A 15690-nucleotide genomic window follows, 5' to 3' on the forward strand; every position below is an offset into this window, starting at 1 on the left:
GGGACAGCGACCCGCCAGGGGAAGAAAAGGAGAGAACGATGAAGTCTCGAATCGCCGCAGTGGCGGCCGCGGTCACGTTCTTGGTCTCCGCGGGCGCCGTTACCGCCTCACCCGCCGCCGCGGATCCGGTGCCCGGCAGCCCCAATCAGTTCTACGCGTCGTGCGCGGTGGACCTGCTGGGCACTCCGGTGGGCTGCCTGGAAACCGACGAAGTGCACGCGACGCACATCTGCCAGTACGTGCTCACAGCGTTCGGGCTCGGCCTCGACTGCATCCAGCGCTAGGTCCCGAGCCAGCCGGGATTCGCCGCCGCCCACTCGGGAAGGCGGTGCCGGATCGCGGCCAGCTCGGTGATCGCGTGCACCAGTCCACTTCGGACGGCCGGGACGTCGACCGGTGAGCCGTCGCGCCACAGCAGGAGATGCCGCGTCCGCAGCGGCACACCCCGCAGGGCGACCACCGGGCCGGGCATCGTGGAACCGGAATCGAGGGACTGGGCGGGCGCCACCGCGCGGGGATCGCGCCGGACGGCCTGCCGCAGCACCGTCGGTTCCAGTTTCCGCACGGTGATCGCGCCGAGCCCGGCCCGGGCGCACTGATCGGCCAGGTGATCGCGGAACTCGTCGTCTCCGCCCGCCGCGGTGAGCCAGGTCGAGCCGTCGAGCTCCGCCAGCGAAACCTCACCGCGTCCGGCGAGGGGATGCTCCGGGGACACGGTCACGAACACCGGCTCCGTCCCGACGGGAAGCAGGTGGACACCGGCGGGCGCAAGGATTTCCTGCCCCGGGTGGTCCACGTACAGCGCCAATTCGACCGTGCCGTCGAGAAGCGCCGAGAACAGCGCCGTCCGGCTGGTCACCGCGAGCAGTTCGACCGGACGGCCGGGGGCGGCCGCGGCGACCACGCCGCTCAACGTCTCGGCGAAGACCGTCGGGAGCGCGCCGATCCGGAGCAGCCCCTCGTCGGGCGCGGTGTGGAACCGGCGGACGGCCAGTTCGAGATCGTCCGCCGCGGCCAGGACGCGCCGCGCGTGGTTCAGCAGCACCTCGCCCAGCGCGGTGGGCCGCACGCCGTTCCGGTCGCGTTCGAACACCGTCCGTTGCAGTGCCCGTTCGACCCGGTGGAGCTGCGCGCTCAGCGCGGGCTGGGAGAGCCCGAGCGCGGTCGCGGCCTTCGCGATACTGCCCGCCGACGCGATCGCGTCGAGGAGCCGCAGATGCCGGACGTCGATGTCCATCGGCCAGGTGTGGCCGTCCCCGGGACCGATGAGGGGGCTGATCACAGGTCGTCCTCGCTGATGATCGTGCGGAGTTTCTGCAGGGCGCGATGCTGGGCGACCCGGACCAGACCGGGGCTCACCCGCAGGACCGCTCCCGTTTCGGGCGCCGTCATCCCCACCGTGATCCGCAACCGGAGGATCTCCTGCTGGAGACCGGGAAGGGTGCTCATCAGCCGCGTCAACCGGTCGTGCCCGTCGGCGGCGAGGGCCAGCCGCTCGGGTTCGTCGGTCTCCGGCGTCGCGCGTTCGGGCGGATCGGGCGTGGGTTCCGACCTGTCCCGGGCTCGCCTCCGGAAGGCAGCGGCGACCTTCCGGGCGGCGATCCCGAGGACGGCGGCGAGGAAGGAGCCGCCGGTGGTCTTCGCGGTGGGCAGTGCGGTGAGTACGGCGAGGCAGGTCTCCTGCGCGACGTCCTCCGCGGCGATCACCCGCGCGTCCGTTCCGTCCATCCTGCTCCGGCAGTAGTCCGCGACCACCGGCTGGACGATGCTCATCAGCTCGTTCGTCGCCGCGGGGTCACCACGGCGGGCGCGGGGGACGAGGGATTCGAGATCCGCCGCCCGCGCGCCGTCGTCAAGAGGAGGAGCCGCCCCCGGCGAGGTCGGGTCGCCGGGGGCGGTCCAGGTCAGGCGAGTTCCCAAAGCGCGGGCACGTTCGGCGGTTCCCAGCCGGGCATGGAGGTGTGCGGCTGGATGACCCGGTAGTTGCTGCCGCCGTAGGAGGCGGTCGCGCCGGAGCCGTAGTACGTGTACGGCGCCCAGGTGCCGCCCGGCGGGTTCGACGTCGTCGGGCTGGTCGGCGAGGTCGGGGTGGTGGGTGTCGTGGTGGTGCTGGACGGCGGGTTCCCGCTGACCGTCAGGCGGAGGTTGTAGACGCTCAGGATCTCCGAGATCGGCTGGAAGTAGATGGTGCCGCCGGAGGTGCAGTTGCCGGAGCCGCCGGAGGTGACGCCCTGCGCCTGGTCGCCGGTGAGCCACGAACCGCCGGAGTCGCCGGGCTCGGCGCAGGCGTTGGTCCGGGTCAGGCCGGTGATGGTGCCCTCGGGGTAGGTGACCGAGGTGTTCTTCTGCAGGATGGTGCCGCAGCGCCAGCCGGTGGTGGAGCCGGAGCGGCACACCGACGAGTTGACCGGCGCCTCGGTCGAACCGGCGACCGGCACGGTGCCGGGGTAGCGGTTCACCAGCGGACGCGGGGTGTTGCCCGCGTCGGCGCGGACCCACGCGTAGTCGTTGCCGGGGAAGCTGGAGCCGGCGACGGTGCCGCTCGGGTTCGAGGTGCGGGTGCCGGTGGTGCCGCAGTGACCGGCGGTCACGAAGCCGCCGTCGACCGCGAAACCGATGGAGCAGCGGCCCGAGCCGAAGGTGTAGGCGTTGCCGCCGATGATGTCGATCAGCGGACGAGGCTGTTCGGTGCTGGTCTCGACGCGGACCACGTCGGCAGGCACGCCCGAGGCGGTCGCCCACGACTTAGCGGCGGCTTCGCCACCGGCGTTGGCCAGGACGACGATCGAGTTGGTGGTGACGTCGGTGAACCAGCCGGGCACGGTCTTCGGCGCCTTGGTGGCCTTGGCGTCCAGCCGAAGCTTCGCCGAGTCGAGGTCGGCGGCGCTGCGGGCGACGGTCTTCGGGGTCGCGCCCGCGGCGCGCACCAGGTCGCCCACCGCGGCGTCGGTGACCGCCACGGTCAGCGTGGTCCCGCTGCCGTCCAGCCACGATCCGGCGTACGACATGCCGAGCTGCTTCTTCAGCGTGTTGTCGGCGACCGCGGCGCGCTGTTCGCTGGCGAGCCGGAGCTTGGCCTGGTCGGGGCTGATCTTCAGGTCGCGGGCCATCGCGGCCAGCATTTCGGACTGGACCTGGTCGCCGGCGGTGGCTTGTTGACCGGCGCTCGCACTGGGGGTCAGGGCGATGGCGGTGACCAAGCCTGCCCCGGTTATGGCCGCGGCAGTCGCGGCTAAGATCTTTCTGTTCATTTCAACGCTTTCCTCGAAACGGGCGGGGGAGGGGGATTCGTCCCCGACCGTACGAGGCGCGTCACTCGACTGGTACATACCATTTGGGTCATATCGCCCGGCCGTGACGCGGGGCGGTATGGCGGTGTTCCGTGCTGATCCGCCCGGTGATTCCGTTGCGGTGCAACGGTTCAGCCGTCGCCGGAAGAAGTGGTGCACAGCCGCGCGAGAGGGTCGATCGCGGTGTCCACTGTCGTCAATACCGTACTTTCGAGGGGGAACGCCAGGACTTCTCACAGAGTGGGGAAGTGCCCGTCGTACCGGAGGGGGCGCCGGCACGACGGGCACTGGCTCGGTGAACCTCAGTGACCGGTGCAGCGGTAGCTCGACGCCACCGCGGGATCACCGTGGCCGCGGTATCGCGAAACCTGCGGATACGGGCAAAGATCGCGGGTCTTGCCGCCGTTCGCCGCGGGCAGGGTCGCCGGCGCCTTGCCGTGTTCGACCCAGTCGACGAGTGCGCCCAGCGCGTTCGTCGGCGTGGCGCCCGCGCCGCCGCCGCAATGCGCGACACCGGGGGCGAGGAACAGCCGGTAGAAGTCGTTGACCCGTTTCGAGCCGCCCAGTTCGCGCTCCACCTCGTGGCGGTACCGGAGCGTGCCGCCCGGCGGGATCAGCTGGTCGTCGGTGCCGACGAAGGTGATCAGCTTGCCGCCCGCCCGGCGGAAGTCCGACAGATCCGGGTCGGAGGTCCCGATGACGTCGTCGTATTCCCGCACCGACTGGCGGAACAGGTCGGCGAATTGGCGATAGGTGAGCTTCTCGGTGTCGAATCCGGGCTGCTTCTTCAGGAACGTCTGCACCCAGCCCACCGCGACCGGGAAGCCGGGAGCCGTCGTCACCGGGCCGAAATCCGCTCCCTTGGGCAGGCCCGCCCAGAGCCGTCGCCCGTGTTCGTCGGCAGGCCCGGCCCAGATCTTGCGGACGACCTCGGCGTCCGCCGAGGTGACGGTGACCTCCTTGCCGTCGCAGAGTACCTTCGTGCCGATGAGCGACCGGGGATCGTAACCGCACTCGTCGGGCCGGTCGACGATGCCGTTCGTGACGCCGTCCCGGCCGTCGCAGGCCTTGATCGCGGCCTGCTGGAAGGCGGTGAAGACGCAGGTCGCCGGGAAGGTCTTCTCCTGGTTCATCACGACCCGCGGCCAGAGCGTCGCGACCGCGAACTCCGCCCAGTGCACGGCCGGCGCGTTCGCCAGGACACCGTCGAAGTCGCCCGGATACCGCTGCGCTTCGGAGTAGCCCTGACGACCGCCGGTCGAGCAGCCGTTCCAGTACGAGTAGGCGACTTCCCGCTGGTAGAACTTCTGCGTCACGTCCTTTCCGACGAGGGCGGCCTCGTGCACGGACCGAGTGGCGAAGTTGGTCACGAGGGGTTTGTCGATTTCGCCCCGGGGAGTGAGCGCCCACGAGGTGTCGAGGAAGGTCAGGGGGACGCCGGCGTCGGTGGTGACGCCGCTGAAACCGTCCTTGACCGCCTGGACGAGCGGGGCGCCGAAGTCACCGGCGGTGTACGCGCTGCCGCCGATCGCCTGAAGCCTGCCGGTCCACCCGGTCCGGGGCAGGGTGACGGCCACCTTGACGTGATCGCCCGCCGTGCCGTGGGTCAGGGTGACGGTGATCTCGCAGTACGCGGGCACGTCGGTGATCGTGGCGGGAGGCGTGAACGGGGTGGGCGGGAACGTGACGGTGCCGCCGGGCTTGTGCTCCGCCTGGACGGACTCGATCCGCGCCCCGTCCGGCGCCGAAACGGGGACCGCCGCGCACGACGTCGCCGCCGCTTGGGCGGGCGCCGTCTGGGTGACCGAGGTCAGCACCAGCGGCAGCAGGGCGGCCAGCGGTGCCGCCGCGAGGAACAGCTTCTTGCGTCTCATCACTTTCCTTCAGGGATTCAGTCGAACGAACAGCCGGGGTTGGGCACGTCGACGGCCGGCTCCTGACCCACGGGCACCCGGTAGAGCACCTCGAGCACGACCGGCTCGGTCCCGAGGTTGCGTCCGATGTGGACGTAACCGGGTCCGCTCGCTTCGGTGATCGCCTGCCCGGCGTGGTAGACGCCATCGCTGGCGCAGGTCGCGTCGTGGTGGCTCAGGACGCCGCGTTCGACCACACCGCTGACCACGCCGGGGTGGAAATGCCAGCCGGTGCTGCCGCCGGGTGCCAGCGTGATCTCCTTCAGCACGTACTGGGTGCCGCCGACCACGTGGTCGAAGAGCGTCACGGCGCTGACACCGCGTCCGGGGGTGGCGTTCGCGGTCGCGGGAGCCAGCCCGACGGCCAGGCCGGTGAGCGCGAGGGCGAGGGTGAGCCGGGAAGCCTGGTGCATGCGACCGAAGCTAGGCCGATCGTGTTGACAGGCCGTCTACATCCTGTGGACGGCGCCGCCGGTCCTAACCGGACCGTTTGGGTATCGTCGAAGGTGCGGCCGCCCATGGCCGACAGGAGGAATGCCGCACCATGCCGCTTTTCGGACGGGAAGCCGAGCTGAAGGACCTGACCGAACTCGTCGACGGTCCCGCCGCGGGCTGTGGCGGGGTGCTCATCCAGGGCGAACCGGGCGTCGGGAAGTCCGCGCTCGTCGCGGAGGCCGTGGCCGTGGCGACGCTCGGCGGCCTGCGGGTGCTGCGGGCGACCGGCGTCGAGGCCGAACGCAACTTCGCGTACGCCGCGCTGCATCAGCTGCTCCATCCGGTCCGCGCGGGCGCCGACCTGCTGCCCGCGCCGCAGCGTTCCGCGCTCTGGGCGGCGCTCGGGCTGGCCGAAGGGACGGAGCCGAACGCGTACCTGGTCGGGCTCGCCGCGCTGACGCTGCTTTCGGAGGAGGCGTCGGCCAAACCGTTGCTGATCGTCGCCGAAGACGTCCACTGGATGGACCGCGAGAGCGCCGACGTACTCGCGTTCGTGGCCAGGCGGATCGAGACGGAACCGATCGTCCTGATCGCGACCCTGCGGGAGGGGGAGCCGTCGCCGCTGCGCGACGCGGGACTGTCCTCAATGGACCTGGAACGCCTCCCCGAGGAGGTGGCCGCCGAGCTGCTCGACTCCGTCGCCCCCGGGATCACCTCGCCGGTCCGCTCCCGGATCCTCGCCGAAGCCGCGGGCAATCCGCTGGCCCTGACCGAGTTGCCGTCGGCCCTGACCGGCACTTCGGATCCCGTGCTGCCCCTGACCGAGCGGCTCGAGCGCACGTTCGGGGCCCGGTTCACCGCCCTGCCGGAACCGGCGCGCACGACCTTGCTGGTCGCCGCGCTCAACGAGACCGGTTCGCTCGCCGACACCCTCGCGGCGGCGTCGACGTTGCTGGGTGAAGACGTCGAGCCGTCGGCGCTGGCACCCGCCGCGGAAGCCCGGCTGATCGACCTCGAAGCCAGGACGGTCTCGTTCCGGCACCCGTTGATGCGTTCGGCCATCCCCGCTTCGGTCCCGGCCGAGGAACGGCGACGCGCGCACATGAGCCTCGCCGAGATCTTCCGCGGCCGGCCGGATCGCGCCGCCTGGCACTGGGCGGCGGCTGCGACCGGAGCCGATGAGAACGTGGCACGGGAACTGGAGAACGCCGCCGATCGCGCGCGGCATCGCGGTGGTGTGACGGCCGCCGTCGCCGCGTTGGAGCAGGCGGCGTCGCTGAGCCTCGATCCGGAGCGCCGGGCGGACCGGTTGCTGCGCGCGGCCGAGCTGGCCGTCGAATCCGGCGGCCGGGAGACGGCGGAGCGGCTCGTCCGCGACGTACGCGCGGGAGAGCTCACGTCGCGGCAACGAGCGACGGCGAGCTGGCTGCTCAGCGGGTTCGAGGACGGCGCCCGCGAGGATCTCTCGCGGATCGCGGAACTGGCGCGGCTGGCCGAGTCGATCGCGGAGGACGGGCACCCGGATCCGGCGATGCGCGTCCTGTGGGGCGCGGCCATGCGGTGTTTCTGGGCCGAACCCGGGGCGGACACCCGGGGAACGCTGCTCGCCGTCGCGGACCGTCTGCCGGTGGAGAACTCCGACCCGAGGCTGGTCGCCGTCGCCGCCTACGTGGCGCCGTTCGACCGCGCGGAGGCCGTGCTCGGCGAGCTGCGCGGACTCGCCGCCGCCACCGGTGCCGACCCCGAGGTCGACCGCTTTCTCGGCAGCGCGTCGCTGCAGGTCGGCGCGGTCGATCTGGCGGCCAGGTTCTCCGCGGCGGCGGCTCCGGGGCTGCGGGCGCAGGGCAGGCTCGGGCTGTTGCCGCGTGCTTTGGCCGTCCAGGCGTGGAGCCGGGTCCGGCTCGGTGACCTCGCCGGCGCGGTGCCGGTCGCGGCGGAGGCGGCCAAATTCGCCAAGGAGACCGGGCAGCCGTTCATGTACGGGTTCGCCACCGCGGTCCAGGCCGAGATCGCCGCGCTGCGGGGTGAGCACAAACAGGCCAAGACGCTGGCCGACGAGGCCGAACGGACCGCGCTCGCCGCCGGGGCCCGGCCGGTACTGGCCACCGTGCAGCTCGCCAGAGGCATCGCCGCGTCGAGCGAGGGCCGCTTCGACGACGCGTTCGCCGACCTGCGGCGTCTTTTCGACCCCGCCGATCCCGCCTTCCAGCTCGCGCTGCGCGTCTACTTCATCGCGGAACTCGCCGAGGTCGCGGTCCGGGCGGGGCAGGTCGAGGCCCTGCGCGAGATCGTCGCGGAGATGGAGCGGCTCGCCGCGACGACCCCGGCGCCCGCTCTGCACATCGGCTTGCGGTACGCCCGCGCCGTGCTCGAACCGAGCGACGAACTGTTCGAGACCGCGCTGCGGGCGGAGCTCGACGGCTGGCCAGCCGAACGCGGGCGGCTGCACCTGGCCTACGGCGAATGGCTGCGGCGGCAACGGCGAGCCGTGGACTCGCGGGCACATCTGCGCACCGCGCGGGAGACGTTCGACGCGCTCGGCATGACCGCGTGGGCCGAGCGGGCGCGCCGCGAACTGCGGAGCGCGGGGGAGTCGAGCCCCAACCGCGGCCCCGACGCGCGGGAGAAACTGACCCCGCACGAGCTGAGCATCGTGCAGCTGGCCGCCGAGGGCCTGACGAACCGGGAGATCGGGCAGCGGCTCTACCTCTCGCACCGGACGGTCGGCACGCATCTGCACCGGATCTTCCCGAAGCTGGGGGTGAGTTCGCGGGCGGAGCTCAAGGACGTCGTGTCATGAAAGGGTCGTTCAGGACGAAAAGTGTCCTGAACGCCCCTTTCATGACATCCGGGGGCCGAGGCTCACGCGACGGTGGCGTCCAGCGTGACCTCGACGTTCCCGCGCGTCGCCTTGGAGTACGGGCACACCTGGTGCGCGCCCTCGACCAGTTCGTCGGCCGTGGCCTGATCGATGCCGGTGGCCTCCAGGTGCAGTGCGGCGCTCAGGTGGAACTCGCCCGCGTCGGTGTCGTGGTGCAGCGTCACCTCGGCGACGACAGCGAGGTCTTCCAGCTTCACCTTCTTGACGCCCGCGACGCGGCGGACGGCGCCGACGAAGCAGGACGCCCAGCCCGCGGCGAAAAGCTGCTCGGGGTTCGTGCCGTCGCCGGAGCCGCCGAAGGCCTTCGGGACGGCGAGGCCGACGTCGAGCACGCCGTCGTCGGAGGTCGCGCGGCCGCCGTTGCGGCCTTCCGCGGTCGAAGTGGCGACGGCGGTGTACGTGGTTTCAGACATGCCGCAACCGTAGGAATCCGCCCCTGACCTCGGCGACCGTCGGATGACGTCATTCCTGTACGTCATCGGTGGATGACGTACGCCGACGACGTCGTCCGACGGTCGCCGCCGCGGCCGGGACCCGCCTACCTTTCCGCGCATGCCCCCTCTGCCGCAGGAAGTCCGGTACCGCTTCACCGTCCTCGGCCCGCCGGGGTTCACCAGTGGCGGCACCCGGCTGGACCTCGGTTCGCCGCAACAGCAGGCCGTGTTGATGCTGCTGCTGGCCAACGCGGGCAGTTTCGTCCGGACCGGCGAGCTGATCGACGGGCTCTGGGGCGAGCGGGCGCCCGCGACCGGCGAGGCGGTGATCCGGACCTACATCTCCCGTCTCCGTCGGCTGCTCTCCTTGCAGGGATTGGGATCGGCGATCGTTTCGCGGTCCGGCGGCTACCGGCTGGATCCCGATCGTTTCGAGGTCGACGCGGTCGAGTTCGCCGGGCTGATCGAAAGCGCGCGTCAGGCGCGTTCCGCGGGGACGGCGGCGAAGCTGCTGGAGAGGGCGCTCGGACTGTGGACCGGAACGGCATTGGCCGGCGTCCCCGGCGAAGCGGCCGAACACGAGCGTTCGCGCCTGGAGCGGCTGAAGCTGACCGCCACCCAGGAACTGCTCAGGCTGCGCCTCGAACTCGGGGAGCACGACGAGGTGATGGCCGAAGTGCCCGCGCTGATCGAGCGCAATCGCCTCGAAGAACCGCTGTACGAGATCTATCTCCTCGCCCTCCATCGCGGCGGGCGCCGTGCCGAGGCCTTGGAGCTCTATCGGGCGATCCACGACCTGTTCGACGCGGAACTCGGCGTCCGGCCGGGGCCGAAACTACGGGCATTACACCAGAAGGTGCTTCGTGCCGAGGACGAGCGGACGCCCACGCACCGCGGACCGGACCCGCTGTTCGTCGGACGCGAACGCGAACGCGCGGAGTTCCGGAGGCTGCTCGCGAGAGGTGGGGTGCTGTTCCTCACCGGCGCCCCCGGGATCGGGAAGTCGACCCTGATCCGGAAGTTCGCCGACGACGCGGCGGCCATGGGCAAACCCGTGCGGCTGTTCGACGGGCTCGACGATCCGGCGGAGGCACTGCGCCGCCTGCCCGGAGACGTCACGGCCGTGATCGCGGGCCGCACCGGTCCGGACGCCACGCTGCTGGTCGATCCGGCGTGGTCGGGCCGGATCACGATCCGGAAGCTCGAACCCTTGAGCGACGACGAGTCGGCCGCACTACTCGAAGCGCGCGGCGTCGACCCGGATCATCGGAAGTCCATTGTGGACTTCGCGGCGGGCAACCCGTTCGCGCTCTCCCTGGCCGCCGAAGTCAGCAGGTCACCGCAAGCGGACGCGGCGCGCTACGTGGTCGACACCGTGTACGCCCACCTGGCCGGTGATCCGCCGACGGAGGCCCATCGCTGGGCGTTGTACGTGTGCGCGCAAGCGGATCACACCACCGAAGACCTCCTTCGGTCCGTGCTGCCGGGAGGGCGGTCTTCGGAGCTGTTCGACTGGCTCCGCGACCACCCTTGCGTCGAGACCGCCACCCACGGCCTCGTCCTCGGCGGTGTGCTCCGCGAGGTGCTCGACAGGCACCTCCGGTGGCGTGACCCGGCGGGCCGCGCCCGGATGCGCGGCCGGATCAGCCGGGTCACGACCGGCCGGTGATCAGGTGAGCAGCCACACCGCCGTGTCCGTCGGGAGTTCTCCATCGACCGGGCCACTGACCATGAGCACCTCGCGATGCGGCGGCAGTGGCACGGGCTTGTCCGAGAAGTTCAGCACGAAGGTGAAGCCCGGCTGTCGGGTGAAGGCGAGCACGCCGTCGCCCAGTTCCAGCCACTCCAGACCACCGGCGCCGAGCGCGGGAAGTTCGTCCCGCAGGCGCAGACCGGAGCGGTAGAGCCGGAGCATCGACGCCGGTTCGGCCGCCTGCGCCTCCGCCGTGCTGGAACGCCATTCCCCGGGTTGGGGCAGCCACGCCCCGCCCGTGCCGAAACCGAACGGCGGCGCGTCACCGGACCAGGGGAGCGGGACGCGGCAGCCGTCCCGGCCGGGGTCTGCGCCGTTCGTCCGGGCCCACACCGGGTCCTGCCGGAGTTCGCCCGGGATGTCCTCGATCTCCCACAAGCCGAGCTCTTCCCCTTGGTAGACATAGAGACCACCGGGCAGCGCCATGGTCAGCAACGCCGCCGCCCGTGCCCGGCGGGTCCCGAGCCCCCGATCCACCGGCGTGCCGTGCCGCCGGTCCGCGAACGCGAAACCGGTGTCGCCCTCGCGGCCGTACCGGGTCACGTGCCGGGTGACGTCGTGGTTCGACAGCACCCACGCCGCGGGCGCGCCGACCTCCTCGTGCGCCGCCAGCGTCCGCTGGATGACATCTCTGAACGGGGCGAAATCCCAGGGGCACACCAGGAAATCGAAGTTGAACGCCGCGTGCAGTTCGTCGCGGCGCAGGTATCGGGCGGCCCGCGACATGTCCGGCAGCCACATCTCGCCGACCAGCACCCGGTCACCCGGGTAGCTGTCGGCGATCTTGCGCCACGAGCGGTAGATCTCGTGCAGCCCCTCCTGATCGGAGAACGGCGTCTCGTCACCGGGATCGACGTCGGGCAGCAGCGGGTCCTTCACCAGCCCATCGGCGACGTCGATGCGGAACCCGTCGACCCCGCGGTCGAACCAGAACCGCAGCACGTCCTCGAAATCGGCGCGGATCTCCTGGTTCTCCCAGTTGAAGTCCGGCTGGCGCGAGCTGTACAGGTGCAGGTACCACTCGCCGTCCGGGACCCGCGTCCAGGCGGAGCCGCCGAAACGCGACTTCCAGTTGTTCGGCGGCTCGGAGCCGTCCGGCCCGCGGCCCGGCCGGAACCAGAACCGTTGCCGCTCCGGCGATCCCGGCTCTGACGCGAGTGCGTCCTTGAACCAGCGGTGCTCGTCGGAGCAATGGTTCGGCACGATGTCGATGATCACGCGGATCCCCTTGGCGTGGGCCGCGGCGATCAGGTCCTCCGCTTCGGCGAGCGTGCCGAAGATCGGGTCGATCTCCCGGAAGTCGGCGACGTCGTAGCCGCCGTCGTCCATCGGCGACGGATACCACGGGGTGAACCAGATCGCGTCGATCCCCAGTTCGGCCAGGTAGTCCAGCCGCGCGCGGACCCCGGCGAGATCGCCGACACCGTCGCCGTTCCCGTCCGCGAAACTGCGGAGGTAGACCTGGTAGATCGCCGCGCTCCGCCACCATCCGGCGGACTGCCCTGATGCGGTCACGAAATGCCCTCCCAATCGTTTGTGGAAACCCCGAATGCGGCGAGAGTCAGCCTTTGAGACTGCCGGCGGTGAGCCCGGCGAGGATATGCCGCTGGAACGCCAGGAACAGTGCCACCATCGGAAGGCTCGCCAGCACCATGCCCGCGACGAGCACGTTCAGCGGCATGTCGATGGCCACGCGCTGCAGCATCACCGACAGTGTCTGCTTTTCGGTGTCCGGGAACACCAGCAGTGGCCAGATGAAGTCCTTCCACGCGGCCACCACCGCGAGGATCGAGACCACGGCCAGGATCGGCCGGGAGATCGGCAGGATGATGCGCCACAGGGTGCGCACCGGTCCCGCGCCGTCGAGCCGCGCGGCTTCGATCAGCTCGTCGGGGATCTGGTCGAAGAACCGTTTCAGCAGATAGATGTTGAACGCGTTCGCGGCGGCGGGGAGCCAGACCGCCGCCGGCGAGTTGATCAGGTTGAGGTCCAGCAGCGGCAGGTCGGTGATCGTCACGTAGGTCGGTACGAGCAGGGCCGCGGCGGGGAGCATCAACGTCGCGAGCATCAGCCCGAGCACGACGTTGCCGAATTTCGGCCGCAGCTTCGACAACGCGAACGCCGCGGGAACGTCGACGGCCAGCTGTGCCAGCCAGGCGCCGCCGGCGACGATGACGGTGTTGAGGAAGTACTTGCTGAGGCTCAGCTGGTCCCACGCGTCGGCGAAGGTCTCCGGATGCCACTCGTTCGGAATGAACGTCGCCGGTGTCTGCGCCAGCTCCTGGGGTGACTTCATCGCGCCGGTCACCGCCCAGTACAACGGGAACAGGAACGCGATGACGAACAGGAGCAGTGTGCAGGCGAAGATCACGGCGTACGCGATCTTGCCGCCGGGGCTGCGGAGCGTGCTGGGGGAGACGAGCGTCCTCATGACTCGTCCGCCTTCCGGGTCAGGCGCACGTACAACGCGGAGAACACCCCGAGCGCGACGAACAACAGCAGGCTCAACGCGCTGGCCGAGCCGAAGTCGTTGTAGACGAAGGCATAGCGGTACAGCAGCAGGAGCACGGTGACGGTGGAGTCGTCCGGTCCGCCGCCGGTCATCACGTACGGCTCGGTGAACACCTGCATGGTCGCGACCACCTGCAGCAGCAGGAGCACCAGCAACACGAACCTCGTCTGCGGCAGGGTGACGTGGATCAGGCGTTTCCACAGCCCCGCGCCGTCCAGTTCCGCGGCTTCGTAGAGCTCGCCGGGGATGGTGCCGAGCGCGGCGAGGTAGATCAGCGTGGTGCTGCCCATGTTCGCCCACGTCGACACGAACACCAGCGACAGCATCGACGTGTCGCTCGAGTCCAGCCACTGGCCGCCGGGCAGGCCGACGGCACCGAGCGCGGAGTTGAACAGGCCGGCGCCCGGGTCGTAGAACCACTTCCACATCAGGGCGGTGACCACCGGCGGCAGCATCACCGGCAGGTAGACCGCCAGCCGGAAGAATGCCTTGGCGTGCCGCAGTTCGTTGAGCAGCACCGCGGTCAGGAAGGGCACGACGAACCCGAACACCAGCGCCAGCCCGGTGAACAACAGGGTGTTGCGCCAGGCGATGCCGAACAGCGGGTCTTCGAACAAGCGGGTGAAATTGTCGAACCCGACCCACGTCGGCGGGTTGACGAAGTCGACCTGCTGGAAGCTCAGCAGCACCCCGCGCACGATCGGATACCACGAGAACAGGGCGAACACCACGAGCGCGGCGCACAGCAGGCCGTACGCGGTGACGTTCTCCTTGAGCTTGCGGCGCATCCGGTTCCGGCGGCGTTCGGCCGCCGAGGCGACCGGCCGACCGGCCCGCGACGACGTTGTCGCGGGCCAGTCGAGGACGCTACTTGACCTGGGCGAGGACACTGTTGACCTTCGACTCGGCCGACGACAGCTGCTGGTCGACATCCGCGTTCCGATCGGTGAGCACCGCCTGCATCACACTGTCGAGAATGGCGTAGACCTGCTGCGCGTTCGGCGGTTCGATGCTGCCCTTGATCCGCGAACTGGCGTCCACATAGGACTGGTAGTTCTCGGCGGGAACGTTGGCGTGCTTGGCCTTTACCGCGAGCTGCTGATCACGGACGGCACCCTGCCAGACGTCCGGGGTCGGCTCGGCCGGCAGCCCGACCGGCTGCTTGCCGTCGACGTACTGCTGGACGTGCTTCTCGAAGCGCTCCGGGTTGAGGTACTTCCAGCGGACCCATTCCAAACCCGCCTTGATCTTCTCCGGCGAGGCCTTGGGGTTGATCATGTAGCCCTCGCCGCCGAGCAGCGTGCCCTGTCCGCCCGGCATTCCCGCGACGCCGTAGTCCTCGTACTTGCCGTTGAACTGCTTGACGAGTACCGGGACGTTGTCCGGGGCGGCCATGTACATGCCGAGCTGCCCGGCGCCCATCATGCGCTGGACGTCCTGGGCTTCGAGCAGTTGCTTGCTGCCCATGCTGTCGTCTTCCCATCGCATGGCGCGCAACTGGTTCAGGGCGGTCTTGGCCTTCTCGTTGTTGAAGGCGGCGACCCACTTGTCGCCGTCCTTGCGGGCGACCTCGCTGCCCATGGAGTAGAGCCAGGCGGTCAGATGCCAGCCGCCCTGGTTGTTCTTGCTGTAGTCGGCGTATCCGACGGTGCCGTTGCCCAGCGCGGTGATCTTCTTCGCGGCCGCACGGACCTCGTCCCAGGTCTGCGGCGGTTTGTTCGGGTCGAGCCCGGCCTTCTGGAACAGCGGGCGGCTGTAGACCAGGCCCATGCTGTAGTTCATCGTCGGGAGGCCGTAGAGCTTGCCGTCGGCATCCCGGAAGTTGTCGAGTAATTCCGGCTTGATGTCGCCGAAGTTCTTCAGACCCTTGGCCGCTTCGGTGATGTCGGCGGCCTGACGGCGCGCGATGATCTGCGCCGGGTCGGTGAAGTAGACGTAGTAGACGTCTTCGAGCTGCCCGCCGGCGAGTTTGGCGGAGAACGTCTTCGGGTCCATGAACCCTTCGTGCGGCTCGATGTCGATGTCCGGGTGGCTCTCCTCGAACTCCTTGACGTCGGCGTCGAACACGCCGCGCTCGAACGGCTGGCTGGTCGGGGGCTGCCCGGTCACGGTGATCTTGACCTTGCCCCCGGTGCTTTCACCGGAGCCGGAACCGCAGGCGGCCGCGCCCAGGGTGAGTCCGCCCGCAAGGAGCAGGCAGAACATCCGGCGGCGCACGGCGGGGGACCAAGTGCTGCTCATCTTCAAGCCTCATCTCGGGATCGCGACGGCTGTCACGTGATTGCGGTCACTCTAAAGTGAAGCCCCGGATTAACGCAATAACTGGATGAGAACTTGCAACTTTGCGACAGCCGAGGTCGCGGAGTGCCTCAAGTACATGAAGGCCCCTTCGTGGCGCTAGGGGCAGGGGCTCGACGAAGTCGCATAAGCGCTGTTCAATGCCACTCTTGGCGATTCAGGCCGGATGCCAGG

General features: G+C 70.1%; 13 protein-coding genes. 3 read left to right on the top strand and 10 right to left on the bottom strand.

Annotated elements, in window-relative coordinates:
* Window positions 1–38: 38 nt before the first annotated feature.
* On the top strand, window positions 39–284 hold the full coding sequence (locus AORI_RS58435) for a hypothetical protein (protein WP_016333845.1): 246 nt from the start codon (window positions 39–41) through the stop codon (window positions 282–284).
* Here AORI_RS58435 and AORI_RS58440 read toward each other — a convergent pair.
* The 5 genes from AORI_RS58440 to AORI_RS58460 all read right to left on the bottom strand — a co-directional run bounded on the left by AORI_RS58440 (window position 281) and on the right by AORI_RS58460 (window position 5616).
* Window positions 281–1282, bottom strand: a complete 1002-nt coding sequence (locus tag AORI_RS58440) for a LysR family transcriptional regulator (RefSeq protein ID WP_016333846.1) — start codon at window positions 1280–1282, stop codon at window positions 281–283. The genes AORI_RS58435 and AORI_RS58440 overlap by 4 nt on opposite strands.
* The gene (locus tag AORI_RS58445) at window positions 1279–1920 is read right to left on the bottom strand and encodes a sigma-70 family RNA polymerase sigma factor (protein WP_123798420.1); all 642 of its coding nucleotides are present in this window, start codon (window positions 1918–1920) and stop codon (window positions 1279–1281) included. Before AORI_RS58445 ends, AORI_RS58440 begins: the two co-directional genes overlap by 4 nt.
* Window positions 1905–3251, bottom strand: coding sequence for an alpha-lytic protease prodomain-containing protein (locus tag AORI_RS58450; protein ID WP_043848088.1), 1347 nt, complete (start codon window positions 3249–3251; stop codon window positions 1905–1907). Before AORI_RS58450 ends, AORI_RS58445 begins: the two co-directional genes overlap by 16 nt.
* A gap of 341 nt (window positions 3252–3592) precedes the next feature.
* Window positions 3593–5164 (bottom strand): tannase/feruloyl esterase family alpha/beta hydrolase, encoded by a 1572-nt coding sequence (locus AORI_RS58455; RefSeq protein ID WP_016333849.1) that lies wholly within the window; start codon window positions 5162–5164, stop codon window positions 3593–3595.
* 17 nt (window positions 5165–5181) lie between these two features.
* Entirely contained in the window at window positions 5182–5616 is a 435-nt protein-coding gene (locus AORI_RS58460; RefSeq protein WP_016333850.1) for a cupin domain-containing protein, read from the bottom strand.
* Window positions 5617–5747: 131 nt separating this feature from the next.
* Between AORI_RS58460 and AORI_RS58465 the strand changes: the two genes are divergently transcribed.
* Window positions 5748–8438, top strand: coding sequence for a helix-turn-helix transcriptional regulator (locus tag AORI_RS58465; RefSeq protein ID WP_016333851.1), 2691 nt, complete (start codon window positions 5748–5750; stop codon window positions 8436–8438).
* A 62-nt stretch (window positions 8439–8500) separates the two neighbouring features.
* Here the strand turns inward: AORI_RS58465 and AORI_RS58470 are convergent, their stop codons facing one another.
* On the bottom strand, window positions 8501–8932 hold the full coding sequence (locus tag AORI_RS58470; protein WP_016333852.1) for an organic hydroperoxide resistance protein: 432 nt from the start codon (window positions 8930–8932) through the stop codon (window positions 8501–8503).
* A gap of 139 nt (window positions 8933–9071) precedes the next feature.
* Here AORI_RS58470 and AORI_RS58475 point away from each other — a divergent pair, with 139 nt between their 5' ends.
* On the top strand, window positions 9072–10622 hold the full coding sequence (locus AORI_RS58475; RefSeq protein WP_016333853.1) for a BTAD domain-containing putative transcriptional regulator: 1551 nt from the start codon (window positions 9072–9074) through the stop codon (window positions 10620–10622).
* On the opposite strand, the gene AORI_RS58480 is transcribed toward AORI_RS58475, so the two are convergent.
* The 4 genes from AORI_RS58480 to AORI_RS58495 are packed head-to-tail and all read right to left on the bottom strand — an operon-like array spanning window position 10623 to window position 15459.
* Window positions 10623–12221, bottom strand: a complete 1599-nt coding sequence (locus AORI_RS58480) for a glycoside hydrolase family 13 protein (protein ID WP_016333854.1) — start codon at window positions 12219–12221, stop codon at window positions 10623–10625.
* Window positions 12222–12267: 46 nt separating this feature from the next.
* Entirely contained in the window at window positions 12268–13137 is an 870-nt protein-coding gene (locus AORI_RS58485; protein ID WP_016333855.1) for a carbohydrate ABC transporter permease, read from the bottom strand.
* The gene (locus AORI_RS58490) at window positions 13134–14108 is read right to left on the bottom strand and encodes a carbohydrate ABC transporter permease (protein ID WP_043848089.1); all 975 of its coding nucleotides are present in this window, start codon (window positions 14106–14108) and stop codon (window positions 13134–13136) included. Before AORI_RS58490 ends, AORI_RS58485 begins: the two co-directional genes overlap by 4 nt.
* Window positions 14086–15459 (bottom strand): ABC transporter substrate-binding protein, encoded by a 1374-nt coding sequence (locus AORI_RS58495; RefSeq protein ID WP_016333857.1) that lies wholly within the window; start codon window positions 15457–15459, stop codon window positions 14086–14088. Before AORI_RS58495 ends, AORI_RS58490 begins: the two co-directional genes overlap by 23 nt.
* Window positions 15460–15690: the final 231 nt, after the last annotated feature.

The sequence above is a fragment of the Amycolatopsis keratiniphila genome (assembly GCF_000400635.2).
Taxonomy (GTDB): Bacteria; Actinomycetota; Actinomycetes; order Mycobacteriales; family Pseudonocardiaceae; genus Amycolatopsis; species Amycolatopsis keratiniphila.